Source organism: Pseudomonas moorei (genome assembly GCF_008801475.1).
Taxonomy (GTDB): domain Bacteria; phylum Pseudomonadota; class Gammaproteobacteria; order Pseudomonadales; family Pseudomonadaceae; genus Aquipseudomonas; species Aquipseudomonas moorei.
In genome coordinates this window covers 69,681-83,935 of sequence record NZ_VZPP01000004.1, presented here as the reverse complement: position 1 = coordinate 83,935, position 14,255 = coordinate 69,681, and the positions used below count along the sequence as shown (strand labels likewise).

The following is a 14,255-nucleotide window of genomic DNA, read 5'->3' as shown; positions in this document are numbered from 1 at the left end:
GTTAGATCATTTCCTCGCCGCCCTTGCCGCCGAGAACGATTTCCCCGGCTTCGGCCATACGGCGGGCGATGGTGAGGATTTCCTTCTGCGCGGTTTCCACGTCGCTGACGCGCACCGGGCCCTTGGCCTCGAGGTCGTCGCGCAACAGTTCGGCCGCACGCTTGGACATGTTCTTGAAGATCTTTTCCTTGACGCCTTCGTCCGAGCCTTTGAGGGCCAGTACCAGCACGTCGGAGGACACTTCGCGTAGCAATGCCTGGATACCGCGGTCGTCGACATCGGCCAGGTTGTTGAACACGAACATGAGGTCTTCGATCTGACCGGACAGGTCTTCGTCGACTTCGCGGATCGAGTCCATCAACTGACCTTCGATCGAGCTGTCGAGGAAGTTCATGATGTCCGCGGCGCGCTTGATGCCGCCCAGGGTGGTGCGCGAAGCATTCGAGTTGCCGGAGAACTGCTTCTCGAGAATCTGGTTGAGCTCTTTCAGGGCTGCCGGCTGCACGGTATTCAGCGAGGAAACCCGCAGAATGATGTCCAGTCGCACCTTGTGGTCGAAGTTGCCGAGCACTTCACCGGCCTGATCCGGGTCGAGGTACGCCACCACGATTGCCTGGATCTGCGGGTGCTCGTAGCGGATCACGTCGGCGACGGCGCGCGGTTCCATCCACTTCAGGCTGTCGAGGCCACTGGTGTTGCCGCCCAGCAGGATCCGGTCGATCAGGCCGTTGGCCTTGTCTTCGCCCAGGGCCTGGGTGAGCATTTTGCGCACGTAGTCGTCGGAGCCGACGCCCAGGCTGGTCTGGTCGCCGACGATGTCGACGAACTCGCTCATCACCTGCTCGACTTGCTCACGGTGCACGTTACCCATCTGCGCCATCGCCACGCCAACACGCTGGACCTCCTTGGGCCCCATGTGGCGCAGCACCTGGGCCGCATCGGTAGAACCCAGGGACAGCAGCAGGATCGCGGCTTTGTCGACCTTGGACAGCTTGGCGGCAACGGCTCGGTTATCACTCATCTGCGTTAATCCACTCTTTCACGACCTGGGCCACACGACCCGGATCTTCTGCCACCAGACTCTTGATTGCGTTCAACTGTGCGTCATAGCCTTCGCTCGGGCTCGGCAACAGGATGCTGGTCGGGCCACCGAGGCTGACGCGGTCGTTGGCCAGTTCGCCGTCCAGACCGCCCATGCCACCCAACTCGACGTCGCTGCCGATGCCGGCCAGCTGCTTGCCTTTGCCACCACCGGTGATGTTGTTCAGCACCGGACGCAGCACACCGAAGACCAGCACCAGGATGAACAGGACGCCCAGCACTTGCTTGACGATGTCCCAGAACCACGGCTGGGAGTAGAACGGAATATCGGCAATCACTTCACCGCGCTCGGCGGAGAACGGCATGTTGATCACGCTGACGCTGTCGCCACGGCTGGCGTCGAAACCGACGGCATCCTGCACCAGACGCGTGAAGCGCGCCAATTCGTCGGCGCTCCACGGCGCACGGGTGGTTTCACCGTTGGCCGGGTTGATCTTGACCTGGTCATCCACCACCACCGACACCGACAGGCGATTCAAACGGCCCTGCTGCTGCTTGGTGTGGCTGATGGAACGGTCGAGCTCAAAGTTCTTGGTGGATTGTTGACGCTTGTCCGCCGGGTACGGCGCCAGCATCGGCTGACCGGTGGCCGGGTCCATGACTTGCTGACCGTTGGCATCGAGCAATGGCTGGCCTGGCTGCACCATACCGGCCGACGCGGTGGCGCCACCGGTGGTTTGCGGCGCCGAGGCCGGCGATGGCGGCTGGTTGCTCAGGGCACCCGGCACGCCTTGCGGGCCATTGCTGGCGGTACGTTGTTCGTTGACCGACTGCTCGCTGCGCAACGCCGGCTGGTCGGGGTTGAACTGCTCGGAGGTCGATTCGACGGCACTGAAATCGACATCGGCCGAGACTTCGGCCTTGTAGCGATCATTGCCCAGTACCGGTTGCAGGATGTTATGCACGCGCTGGGTGAGCATGCTTTCCATGCGACGGCTGTAGTCGAACTGCTTGCCGGCCATGGTCAGTTCGGAGTTCTCCGCCTGATCGGACAGCAGGTTGCCTTTCTGGTCGACGACGGTGATCTGCGACTTGCTCAGCTCGGGAACGCTGGTCGCCACCAGGTTGATGATGGCCACGACCTGACCCGGCTCCAGGGAGCGACCGGAGTAAAGCTCGACCAGAACCGAAGCACTTGGCTTGCGCTCGTCGCGCACGAACACCGAGCTTTTTGGAATCGCCAGGTGCACGCGGGCACCCTTGACGTTGTTCAGGCTGGAGATGGTCCGCGCCAGCTCGCCTTCGAGGCCGCGACGGTAGCGGGTCGCTTCCATGAACTGGCTGGTGCCCAGACCCTGCTCTTTATCGAGGATTTCAAAACCGATATTGCCATCGCTGGGAGTGACACCAGCGGCCGCGAGCTTGAGCCGCGCACGGGACAGGTCATCGGCCTTGACCAGCAAGGCACCGGAATTGGGTTCAACGGTGTAAGGAATATCGGCGGAGGCCAGGGTATCCATGACCTGTTTCGCATCCATACCGGCAAGACTGCCGTACAACGGCCGGTAGTCCGGTTGCTGGGACCACAACACCACGGCAAAACCAATCGCCACGCTCGCGGCCAGGCCGACCAGCAGGCCGACCTGACGCAGCATGGTCATCTCGGAAAGGTTTTCCAGGAAGGACAAGCCGAACAACGGCGGTTTGCCGTCTACCGGTGTGGCCTTGGCCGGAACATTATCGGCGACTGCTTCTGCCATGACTCAATCTCGTCCTTAAACCGGCATCTGCATGATGTCTTGGTAAGCCTGAACCAGCTTGTTACGCACCTGGGTCAATGCCTGAAAGGACACACTGGCCTTTTGCGAGGAAATCATCACGTCCGTCAGGTCGACGCCGCTCTTGCCGATCTCGAAGGCGTTAGCCAACTGGCTGGACGCCTGTTGGGTGTCGTTCACTTTATTGACGGCCTGACCGAGCATGTCGGAAAAGCTGGTGCCACCCATTTCAGGGACCGCGGCAGTCGACTTCGGCGCAGACATGGCATCCATTTGCATGGCGCGCATATCCAGCATCAACCGATTGAATTCAATACCTTGGCTCATGGTCTCTCTCTTTGACGAACTACGTCGTTAGCGTCCCGCAATTTTTTGACACTCACTCGGCGGGTAGTGAGGTGTTAGCAACAAGGGTGCCAGCTCCGCGACTGCGCTCAACAAAAGCCATCCACCGCCCTGAGCCGAACCTCGTCCTGTAGGAGCGAGCCTGCTCGCGATGAGCTCAAGAGCACCGCGTTTATCCTGAAACCCCGAGTCATCGTTAACGACCATCGCAAGCAGGCTCGCGCCTACACAAGCACGCGTTCAGGTGGCGAACAGACAGGCTTCCACGTCCATTCCCGCATCGCGCATTTGCGCCAACTTGTAGCGCAAGGTACGCGGGCTGATGCCCAGGCGCTCGGCGGCCTCTTTACGTCGGCCACGCTCGGTGCGCAGGGTGTCGATAATCATCTGGAACTCACGGCGACGCAGATCATCGCCAAGCGCCCCGGCAGATTCGGCTTCGACCTCCACACCCCGAACAGAGGTCGGCACCGACGCCATGGCCGGCAAAGGCGCACAGGCGACCGGGCCGCTCAGGCAGAAATCCTGTGGCTGAATCAAGCCGCCCTGTTGCAGGATCAGCGCACGCTGAATCGCATTATCCAGCTCACGCACGTTCCCGGGCCACGGGTAACCGACCAGGCAAGCCTGCGCCTCGGGCGACAGTCGCGCCGCGGCATGCTTCATTTTATTGACGTGTTTGGCCAGCAGTCGCTCGGCCAAAGGCAGGATGTCAGCGGCGCGCTCGCGCAGAGGACGCCAGGCCAGCGGAAACACCGACAGGCGATAGTAAAGGTCTTCACGGAATCGCCCCGCCGCCACTTCTGCGGCCAGATCACGGTTGGTGGTCGCGACGACACGAATGTCCAGGGTGATCGGCTTGCGCGCACCGACCCGCTCCACTTCGCGCTCTTGCAACACCCGCAGTAATTTGGCCTGCAGGCCCAGAGGCATCTCGGAAATTTCATCAAGCAGGATGGTGCCACCATCGGCCTGTTCGAACTTGCCGGCCTGCGCGGCTATGGCACCGGTGAACGAGCCCTTTTCATGACCGAACAGCGTGGCCTCCAGCATGTTGTCCGGGATCGCCGCACAGTTGATCGCAATGAATGGCTGGCTGGCACGATGGGAATGCTGATGAATGTAGCGCGCCAGCACCTCCTTGCCCGTGCCCGACTCACCGGAAATCAACACCGTGGAATCACTGCGGGCAACCCGCGCAGCCAGTTCGAGCAATTGCGCACTGGCCGGTTCGAACGCTACCGGCCCTTCACTCTCGGGCGCGCCGAGGCTGCCCAGGGCATGGCGGGCAACCAGATCAAGCAAGGCCTTGGGCTCGAACGGCTTGACCAGATAATCCGCAGCGCCCTGACGCATCGCATCGACCGCGCGCTCGACGGCACCATGTGCCGTCATCAGCAACACCGGCAGTTGCGGTTGATGCGTGCGCAGCAAACCGAGCAACTGATGGCCGTCCATGCCCGGCATGTTGACGTCACTGAGCACCAGGCTGAACGCCTCGCCCCCAACGGCAACCAGTGCCTCTTCTGCCGAACCGACGGCTTTGTAATCGTGCCCCGCGAGCAACAGTGTGTCGGCCAGCGCCTCGCGTAGCGCGCGGTCATCCTCGACCAGCAGAACCTTGATACCCATGACGTTTACTCGACTCCCGGGGCACCGGTTTTTTCACCGGAAAAAAGCGGCAGAATCACCTGCGCACACGTGCCGCGCCCCAACCGCGAGCGCAGTTGCAATTCTCCCTGATGAGCACGCGCAACCGCCTTGACCACGGTCAGGCCCAGGCCGGTTCCAGTGGATTTCGTAGTGAAAAACGGTTCACCCAAACGCGCCAGCACGGCATCATCGATACCGCTGCCGCTATCACTGACACACAGGCGCAACGTGTTTTCACGGGTGTACAGATGAACCTTCAGACGGACATCACCGCCGCTGGCCTGAATGGCGTTTTCGATGAGGTTCAGAATGGCTCCGACCAGGGTGTCGCGACTGCACAGCAACTCGCCGGCATGACTGTCGCACTGCCAGCGGATCGGCAGGCCCAGCACATGGGTCAGCGCCGCCGCTTGCAGCGACTGCATCAGTTGTCTGGGGGTGACCCGATCGGTCAAGGGCAACTCGCCACGGGCAAACACCAACATATCGCGCACTTGATGCTCCAGCTCATGCAGGCGTTCCTTGAGGCGCCCGGCGAACCGTTGCTGGGTCTCGACCGGCAACGCCTGCTCGGTCAAATGACTGGCGTACAGCAACGCGGCAGACAAGGGCGTACGGATCTGATGAGCCAGCGACGCGACCATTCGCCCCAGAGACGACAGACGTTCGTGACGGGCCAGCTGATCTTGCAGATGACGGGTTTCAGTCAGATCGGTAAGCAACACCAATTGACCGGGCTCCGCATCCAGCGAGCGCGTGGAAATCGACAAACGCCGACCATCCTTGAGGGAGACTTCATGACCATCGTCCTCGCGGGGCGCAAAGCACCGTGCAATGACATGGCGCCACAGCTCGCCCTCAAGGGGCAGCCCGAGCAGTTCGCAGGCCGCGGGATTGGCTTCACGCACGATGCCCTGGGCGTCAATGACGATGACGCCGCCTGGCAAGAGATCAAGGAGGTTTTGCAGGCGATTGGCCAGGCGTTCTTTTTCCGCCAGCTCCTGCATGCGCTGGGCACTGACCACCGCCAGCTCACCCTTGAGTTCAGTGACCCGGGCTTCGAGCATGCTGTAGGAATCGGTCAACTGGCTCGACATCTGGTTGAACAGGGCAAAAGCCTGTTCAAGACCCTGCCGGCTTGCCTGCTCTACCGACGACGGTTGCCCCAGCGCTTGGCCAAAAGCATCTGAGACAGGAGACATCTGGGCGGCTTGGGGCATCGTGCTCTCTCGCGTGGCTGACCGTCAGTGAAACGGAACGTTGCGAGGGACTTAGCAATACCCGTGCCTAAAAAAAACCGCCCATAAATGAAGGAGTTGAAAAACAGGCGTCAATCATCCGCCTGTTCATCACCCTCACGACGACTCATGCCGTACTTACGCATCTTCTCCACCAGGGTGGTGCGACGGATGCGCAGGCGCTCGGCAGCACGCGCCACAATGCCGTTGGCATCGTCCAGGGCCTGCTGAATCAAGCCTTGCTCCAGACCGCCAAGGTAGTCCTTCAGGTCCAGGCCTTCCGGCGGCAGCATGGCGTTGGCGCTGAAGTCCGGAGTGTGGCCGTTGATGGCCACCCGCTCTTCCAGATCGGTGCGCAGGCTGTCGACCAGTTGCTCGTCTTCGTCATCGACGTAGCGGAATTTTTTCGGTAACTCGACCACACCGATCACACCGTACGGATGCATGATCGCCATGCGCTCCACCAGGTTCGCCAGCTCGCGGACGTTACCTGGCCAGCCGTGACGGCACAGCGACATGATTGCCGCCGAGTTGAAACGGATCGAACCGCGCTTTTCGTGCTCCATGCGCGAGATCAATTCGTTCATCAATAGCGGGATGTCTTCGACACGTTCGCGCAGCGGCGCCATCTCGATCGGGAACACATTCAGGCGGTAATACAGGTCTTCGCGGAAGGTGCCGATCTCGATCATGCTTTCGAGATTCTTGTGGGTCGCAGCAATGATGCGCACATCGACGCTCTGGGTCTTGTTGCTGCCCACACGCTCGAAGGTGCGCTCCTGCAATACGCGCAGCAATTTGACCTGCATCGGCAACGGCATGTCGCCGATTTCGTCGAGGAACAGGGTACCGCCGTTGGCCAGCTCGAAACGCCCGGCACGGCTGGTGATCGCGCCGGTGAAGGCGCCCTTCTCATGACCGAACAATTCGCTTTCCAGCAGCTCTGCCGGGATCGCCCCGCAGTTGACCGGCACGAATGGTGCCTCACGGCGCTTGGAGTGGTAATGCAGGTTGCGCGCAACCACTTCCTTGCCGGTTCCCGACTCACCGAGGATCAGCACGCTGGCATCGGTATCGGCGACTTGCTGCATCATCTGACGGACGTGTTGAATCGCCCGGCTGGTGCCGACAAGGCTACGGAAAAGATTGGGTTCGCGATGGCGACCGCGCTCACGGGCCTGGTCGTACATCTCGCGATAGACCTGGGCACGGTGCAGGGAGTCGAGCAGCTTGCTGTAGCTGGGTGGCATTTCGAGGGTCGAAAGCACTCTGCGACGCTGGTCTTCGGGCAGATCAATCGAAGAATTATCGCCCATCAGCAAAACCGGAAGGAACTCATCCCAGTTCGAGAGTGTCTTTAACAAGCCCACCAGTGCACCAGGAGCATTGACCGTCCCGATGAGGACACAGATTACTTCACGACTTGACGACAAAGAGCCGACAGCCTGCTGCCAGTCGTGGCTACCGCAGGGTAAATTTTCTTCGCCCAGAAAATTTAAAATCACCGCCAGGTCGCGGCGGCGGACGCTATCGTCATCAATCAGCAGAATTTTGGTTTCACGCCACATGCAATAGCAACTTCCCTAGTCAACTCAATGCCCAAAATGCTGGGGCAAGCTAAACGCTTGCAGGCAGATCATGCCTGAAGACGACTGAAATCTGGAACCAGCCACTAGTTAAGTCAAAAAACCGTGCACAGTCAAATTTATGGCGCACTATGTTTGGATTAACAGAGGATTAATTAACCAAACAGATGGTAAACCTTTGCCGCGTTCCGCGCTTGCTGGATCTGAGACATTTCGTCGACTATCGCCTGCCTCTCCCCCATTGCCACCTCAAGTAACTGCTTGTAGACATACAGCAGCTCTTCAAGGTTACTGCGAAGCACCGCCTCGTCCAGCGAAGCCTCACTCAAGACGTCTTCCATGCAGGAACGGCAATCCAGGTCCAATTGCCCGATTGCCTCCCAGTTGCGCTCGGCAAGCGCATCAACCAGCGCTTCACGCGTGTGTTCTATTCGCTGCAATACAAGACTCATGGCGATCTCCCTAGAACTGCGGACCTGGAGTAGCAATACCGTCCCAGCCTTCTTTCACCGTACGAAGCAACCCGGCAACCTCATCGAGAATCTTCGGATCGTTGCTGATGTTCGCCTCTGCCAGACGCTTCATCATGTAGATGTAGAGACTGTCGAGTTCGCCCACCGCATCGGCGCAGCTTTCAAGATCCAGGCCTTCACGCAGGCCGCCAATGATGCCGATGGCCTTGCTGATGGACACGCACTTGCCGGGAATATCCTTGCGCTCGATGGCGCCTTTGGCCTGAGCAATTCGATCCAGGCCACCTTCCATGAGCATTTGCACCAAACGATGCGGACTCGCTTCGGACGCCTGGGCATGCGCGCCCACTTTCTGATATTGCCGAAGGGCTAACATTGGATTCATGTTCTACCTCATTACCACACTGACTCGTATGACCAGTGTATCGCCCGAGAGTCAGAAAACTTTAGTTCAAAAGACAAAAACCCGGCGCACGCCAAAAGGCGTAGCCGGGTTTTTGTCGTCAGCTCATGACTAACTGTTGGATTTCTGTGCATTCAACGAAGTGAAGAACGACGTGATGCTGCTCGCCGTCGCCTTCATTTGCCCGACCAGCAGGTCCATGGCGTTGTATTTGGCGGTCAGTGTCGCCGTCATGTTGGTGACTCGCAAATCCAGCGCAGCCTGCTGATCAGAGAGGTTCTTGCTCACGGTCTGCAGGTTGGAGTTGCGCTGATCGAGCAAGCCACCGGTCTGAACGTATGGCGTGATTGCCTTGCCCATGCGCGCCAGCAGGCCATTGGTTGCGTCGGTACCGCTGAACAACTGCTGCACCTGACCACTCATGCCGCTGGTGGACATCGTCTTGTTGAACGCAGTGGTATCGAACGCCAGGTTGCCGGTGTTCTGGTCCGTCATTACGCCGATCTGCGACAACACAGCCAATGGGCCGCCCGCCCCGGGAGCAGTCAACACGCCGCGGATATCGGAGATCAACGCACGTGGCATCGAGTCACCGGTAAACGCCGCCTGAACCGTGAGCTTGCCATCGGCGTCGGCTGTCGCCTTGGACAACGTGTTGATGGTGTTCATCAAGGTATTGTAGGAATCGACGAACGACTGGATCGAGGTTTGCAAACCGGTGGAGTTGGTCGCCACCGTGACGGTCGCCGCAGCCGGAGGAGTGCCGGTGCTCACGGACGCCAGGTTCAGGGTCAAACCACTGACTGCGCCGGTCACTGTGTTGCTCTTGCTGGTCACTGCCAGACCGTCGATGCTCAGCGATGCATCCGTGGCAACCCCGTTGACAGCCCCTGAAGCAGAAGCCGAAGGATTAGCCCCCATCGGTTGAGTGCCATCGATTTCTAGACCCGCAATACCACTGACAGTCAGGTCAGAGCCCGCGCCGGTCTTGCTGGAGCTGATCACCAGACGCGACGAACCGCTGCTGTCGGTCACAATGTTGGCGGAAATACCGTTGCTCGCCTGCGCCGAGTTGATCGCGTCCCGCGTTGACTGCAAGGTCGCATTGGCAGGAATCGTGACATTGTAATCAGTGCCATTCTGACTGATTTTCAGGGTACCACTCGGAATGGCACTGGCCGCTCCGCCGGCAAAAGAAGCACTGGCTACTTTCGAACCGGTGGCCAAGCTGTTCACAACAACACTGTAGGTACCGGCAACGGCTGTGTTGTCAGAGGTCGCAGTAAGGATCGACGGAGTACCCGAAGTCGCCGTAAAGCCGGCAAACGCAGGATTGGTGGTGCTGCCAAGTTTGGTCAGCGCCGTCTGGAAAGCCGTCAGTGCGCTTTTCAATGATCCCACGCCGGAAATCTTCAGCGTGTTGGATTTGGTCTGAGTGTCGATCTGCGTCTGCTTGGCCGCCTTGTCGGAGTTGACCAGTGCCGTGACGATCGAACCAATGTCCAGGCCAGAACCCAGGCCCGTACCCGGTAAAATTGGACTTGCCATGTTTTGTCTCCCTTCAAGTTGCAGCCAGTCTTTTGACCCTTACCGGCGCCCAAAGATCGTACAAACATTATTCGTGCCAGCTATCAGGCTTTGGCGTCGAACAATACGTGACTGGCATTGTTCAAGCTGTCTGCCAGCTTCAGCGCTTCTGCGGAGGGGATCTGCCGAACGACCTCGCCCGTCTCGCTTGCAATCACCTTGACGACGACCTTTCCGGATTGCTCGTCTATCGAGAACTCCAGATTGCGCTTGATCGACTGGACAAACTTTTCGATCTCCTGCACGGCCTGTTTCAGCTTGGTGTCATTCGCATCCTGTTTTTTATCCACCACCGGAGCAACATCGGCGACCACAGGCTTTTCTGGCTGCTTATCCGAAACGGCACTCGCTGACTGGGGAGCCGGATAAGACACGTTAAGCTTTACGCTCATATCCATGTCCATCACCTCTTAACGTAAAAAGCGAGAGAGCGTGACCAGCACACCCCCCCGCTTAAACTCATTCCGAAATTACTGAAGCAGTTTCAGTACAGCGGAAGGCAGTTGGTTGGCCTGAGCCAGAACCGAAGTAGAAGCCTGTTGCAGGGTTTGCTGCTTGGTCAGGTTTGCGGTTTCTGCGGCGAAGTCGGTGTCTTGTACACGACCTTGTGCAGCAGTGGTGTTTTCCACGATGTTTTGCAGGTTGGAGATGGTGCTGGTCAGACGATTCTGCGAAGCACCCAGGTTTGCGCGGGTGGTGTTGATGGCTGCAATTGCAGCATCAATCGCGGTGATCGCGTTGTCGATGTTGGCCGACAGGGTAGCGGAAGTCGCACCGGTCAGAACAACAGTACCGCTGCCTACGGACAGGGAAACGGCGTCGAACTTGGAGCTCAGTACCAGGTCGATACGGTTGGCCGAACCCGTGTTCGCACCTACTTGCAGTGAAACAGTACCCGCCGAACCGTCCAGCAGGTTTTTGCCGTTCAGGTTGGTGGAAGCGGAGATACGGGTCAATTCGTCAGACATCTGAGCGAATTCGGCGTTGGTAGCGGTGGTGTCAGCAGTACCGTTGGTGCCGTTACGTGCTTTAACAGCCAGTTCACGCATACGCTGCAGAATGTCGGTCGAAGCTTGCAGAGCGCCTTCAGCGGTCTGGGCAACGGAGATACCGTCGTTGGCGTTCTGGATAGCCTGGTTGCCACCACGAATCTGCGAAGTCATGCGGGTAGCGATCTGCAGGCCGGCTGCGTCGTCTTTTGCGCTGTTGATTTTCAGGCCGGAAGACAGGCGCTGCATCGAAGTCGACAGGGCGTCAGAAGCGCGGTTCAGGTTTTTCTGAACGTTCAACGACGTAGTGTTGGTGTTTACAGTTAAAGCCATGACGAATTCCTCGTTGGTTGGGTACTGCGGCTTCCGGCCCTGGCAACCGCCGGGTATGGCCTAGAGAACCTTCGTAATAGTTATCGTCGGGTTGGCAGCTTGCTTGAGGGCTTTTTTAAAAAAAATTGCCATCACCCTGCCACCCCCGAGAAAACAAGGGCTTAGCGCCCCTCAACCACAAAAAAATGACGTCATAAAATCAACCCTGACGCAAACCCGCGCGCCAGCGCGATTGGCCAGACTCAAGCGGGAACGGATTCCAGCAGTTCCAACAACTCGTACTCCAGGAAGTCGGCAAGCCCCAACCAATCCTGGCGCTCCTGACAGGCCAGCATTTTAGTCAGCACACAAGTCCACGATTGTTGAACATCCTGAGACGCGGACAGCACCATTGCCTGCGCCTCATCGATCACATCGACCATGGTCAACGCCGCTTCGACATCTCGTCCCAAACGAAACAATTGGGCGCACTGGCGGCATCCACTGAGGCACTTCAACCTGGCATTCATTGCACGAAATCCGAATTGAACGCTGTCCCGGCAATCATCGCCCCTGCCCGGCTGCTGTTGAAAAAACTCACCTGCGGATGCCCGGCGATATAGCGCTCAAGCACACACAGGTAGCTGCGGAAGTTCAGCTGCGTCCTGACACGCTCACCCTGCCCGTCCAGCACCCAGTGCCGTGCCTGACTGACTGCTGGCCCAAGGTCACCGTCATTCCAGCTGGCATGGGTCTTGTTCATCGGAAAGGCAAAGTCAGCACCGAACAATGTAATGCGCGCAGCGCCCATTTTCACCGCCAGGTCCACCGCCGGATGGATCACGCTGCCGCCCACATGCAACTGTCCCCTTGGGTGCTGCTGGCGCAATTGCGCATAAATCGGACTGGCGGAATAACCGCCGTAGCGCTTGCCCTTCCAGGCTCTCAGCACTTGCGGATCGCTCATGGGCATGTAGACCAGCGGGATACCGTCGGATTCTTCGAAGGGCAAATGCCGAAAACTGATGCGCTGGTCGATACTCACTACCAGATCCGGTGTGATCCCGTTCTCGCGCAAGGGTCGATAAGCCGTGTCGACACAAATGAACAGCGGCCGCTCGGCTTGCCCGCGCACCGCTGCCAGGCGTTGAAAGTGCCCTTCGAGCGTCGGCCCGGTGGCGATCACATAGACTTCCCGACCGGCACAGGTGCCGAACAACTGCGCCACGTCGGCGTCGGCGAGCAACACTTCAAGGCAATCCCGCAGGCGCTGTTGAATGAACGGAGACTGTGGATCGAACTCGCGATTGTTGAAGCTCAAATGCACTTCACTGACCAGCCGGTCGCGGATCTTCGCGTTGAAGTCATCCGCCAGCAACATTTCGGCCGGCAACGCAAAAAACGGCGTGCAAATGTCCGGCAGATCGCCGGCAAACAGCAGCTCTACACGCGGGTGCTCAAGCCATTGCTGGTGATCAAGCAGTTGCAGTACCAGTTTGAACAGCGCGCCATTGAGGATGTGAACATACAACTTCTCGAGCCCGGGGCGTTCCAGCAGCACGCGAGGGAGATCCCCCAGCCCGGTGCCGTAGACGTGCAGATGAAGCTTATCGAGCGGCAGGCTGGCCGCCTGAATACGGGCTTCGTGAAGACGATCATGTCGACTGGTAAGCTGGATGCCATCCACACTCAGGGTCGAGTCCATGCCTTTCAGCAGCTCGACGTGGACCTCGCCATCCTCCATCAACAGTCGCGAATACAGCGCCGGCCAGCGTCGCTGTATTACCTGAGCATTGTCGTCAAACCATTCGCTCATGCCGCCTCACATTCCTTCACGCAAAAAAAGCGTCCAAGGTTACCCTTTGAACGCTTTTTTTGTATCGGTCTTTTTTATGAAAAGACTTTCACTCAGGAACGATAGATGATCGCCGAACCCCAGGATAGCCCCACACCAAAACCGCTCAGCGCCACGCGTTTCCAGCTCGAATCAAGAACGTGCTTCTCCAGGAGCAACGGAATGCTCGATGACACGGTGTTGCCGGTCTCGACCATGTCCTTGATGAACTTCTCCGGCTCGCCTTCGAAGCGTCGCGCTACCGCATCGACGATCGCCGCACTGCCCTGGTGAATACAGAAGGCATCGATATCGTCCGCAGAGAGACTCGATTCAGCGAGCAATTCATGCAAATGCGCCGGGACCTTGAGCAGTGCGAAGTTGAACACCTGACGACCGTTCATGAAGAACACCCCGTCAGTCACTTTCAAGTGTGGCGCACCGGCGCCATCGGTACCGAACTTGGCCTTGCCCAGCGCCCAGACCGGGTCCTCGCCCATCCAGGTAGCGGTAGCCGCGTCACCAAACAGCATGGTGGTGTTGCGGTCTTCCGGGTCGACGATTTTCGAATACGGGTCGGCGGTGATCAACAGGCCATTCTTCAGGCCAGCGGCTTCCATGAAGCCCTTGATCGCATAAATGCCGTAGACATAACCGGAACAGCCCAGGGAAATATCGAACGCCGCCACGGTCGTCGGCAGGCCCAGCTTGTCCTGGACGATGGCAGCCGTGTGGGGCAGGCCTTCTTCGTCACCGTTCTGGGTAACGACGATCAGCGCATCAATGGATTCGCGTTTCAGATCAGGGTTGCTGGCAAACAGCGCATTGGCCGCTTCAACGCACAGATCGGATGTTTCCTGTTCAGCGCCTTTGCGCGGCAGGAAGGCCGAGCCGATCTTGCCCAGGATGAACTCTTCATCCTTATCGAATTTTGCACCTTGTGCGTAATTGTCCACGCCGGCTACAGGAACGTAGCTCGCAATGCTTTTTATGCCAATCATTACGGCTTCCCAATA

At 58.7% G+C, this 14,255-nt stretch carries 14 protein-coding genes; all 14 read right to left on the bottom strand.

Annotated elements, in window-relative coordinates; translation table 11 throughout:
- Position 1 precedes the first annotated feature (1 nt).
- Positions 2-1,021 carry a flagellar motor switch protein FliG gene (gene fliG, locus F7R06_RS08120; RefSeq protein WP_007983391.1) on the bottom strand — a complete coding sequence of 340 codons (1,020 nt, stop codon included), beginning with the start codon at positions 1,019-1,021 and terminating at the stop codon, positions 2-4.
- Positions 1,014-2,801, bottom strand: a complete 1,788-nt coding sequence (gene fliF / locus F7R06_RS08115) for a flagellar basal-body MS-ring/collar protein FliF (RefSeq protein ID WP_090324285.1) — start codon at positions 2,799-2,801, stop codon at positions 1,014-1,016. The genes fliG and fliF overlap by 8 nt, the downstream gene beginning before the upstream one ends.
- Before the next feature lie 15 nt (positions 2,802-2,816).
- On the bottom strand, positions 2,817-3,146 hold the full coding sequence (fliE, locus tag F7R06_RS08110; RefSeq protein ID WP_090324286.1) for a flagellar hook-basal body complex protein FliE: 330 nt from the start codon (positions 3,144-3,146) through the stop codon (positions 2,817-2,819).
- A 258-nt stretch (positions 3,147-3,404) separates the two neighbouring features.
- A complete protein-coding gene (gene fleR / locus F7R06_RS08100) occupies positions 3,405-4,796 on the bottom strand; it encodes a sigma-54-dependent response regulator transcription factor FleR (RefSeq protein ID WP_090324290.1) in 1,392 nt (463 codons plus the stop codon).
- A 5-nt stretch (positions 4,797-4,801) separates the two neighbouring features.
- Positions 4,802-6,019, bottom strand: a complete 1,218-nt coding sequence (locus tag F7R06_RS08095) for a sensor histidine kinase (protein WP_162493937.1) — start codon at positions 6,017-6,019, stop codon at positions 4,802-4,804.
- A gap of 128 nt (positions 6,020-6,147) precedes the next feature.
- Positions 6,148-7,623, bottom strand: a complete 1,476-nt coding sequence (locus F7R06_RS08090) for a sigma-54 dependent transcriptional regulator (protein ID WP_090324293.1) — start codon at positions 7,621-7,623, stop codon at positions 6,148-6,150.
- 173 nt (positions 7,624-7,796) lie between these two features.
- Positions 7,797-8,093, bottom strand: coding sequence for a flagellar protein FliT (gene fliT, locus F7R06_RS08085; RefSeq protein ID WP_090324295.1), 297 nt, complete (start codon positions 8,091-8,093; stop codon positions 7,797-7,799).
- Positions 8,094-8,103: 10 nt separating this feature from the next.
- A complete protein-coding gene (gene fliS / locus F7R06_RS08080) occupies positions 8,104-8,499 on the bottom strand; it encodes a flagellar export chaperone FliS (RefSeq protein ID WP_090324297.1) in 396 nt (131 codons plus the stop codon).
- Positions 8,500-8,628: 129 nt separating this feature from the next.
- Complete coding sequence (fliD, locus tag F7R06_RS08075; RefSeq protein ID WP_090324298.1) at positions 8,629-10,065, bottom strand: flagellar filament capping protein FliD; 1,437 nt, start codon at positions 10,063-10,065, stop codon at positions 8,629-8,631.
- An 83-nt stretch (positions 10,066-10,148) separates the two neighbouring features.
- Positions 10,149-10,502, bottom strand: coding sequence for a flagellar protein FlaG (locus F7R06_RS08070; protein WP_090324300.1), 354 nt, complete (start codon positions 10,500-10,502; stop codon positions 10,149-10,151).
- A 72-nt stretch (positions 10,503-10,574) separates the two neighbouring features.
- Complete coding sequence (locus tag F7R06_RS08065; RefSeq protein ID WP_090324302.1) at positions 10,575-11,426, bottom strand: flagellin domain-containing protein; 852 nt, start codon at positions 11,424-11,426, stop codon at positions 10,575-10,577.
- Positions 11,427-11,668: 242 nt separating this feature from the next.
- Positions 11,669-11,935 carry a hypothetical protein gene (locus F7R06_RS08060; RefSeq protein ID WP_090324303.1) on the bottom strand — a complete coding sequence of 89 codons (267 nt, stop codon included), beginning with the start codon at positions 11,933-11,935 and terminating at the stop codon, positions 11,669-11,671.
- Complete coding sequence (locus F7R06_RS08055) at positions 11,932-13,221, bottom strand: motility associated factor glycosyltransferase family protein (RefSeq protein WP_090324305.1); 1,290 nt, start codon at positions 13,219-13,221, stop codon at positions 11,932-11,934. The genes F7R06_RS08060 and F7R06_RS08055 overlap by 4 nt, the downstream gene beginning before the upstream one ends.
- A gap of 92 nt (positions 13,222-13,313) precedes the next feature.
- The gene (locus tag F7R06_RS08050; RefSeq protein WP_090324307.1) at positions 13,314-14,240 is read right to left on the bottom strand and encodes a ketoacyl-ACP synthase III; all 927 of its coding nucleotides are present in this window, start codon (positions 14,238-14,240) and stop codon (positions 13,314-13,316) included.
- Between the last annotated feature and the right edge of the window lie 15 nt (positions 14,241-14,255).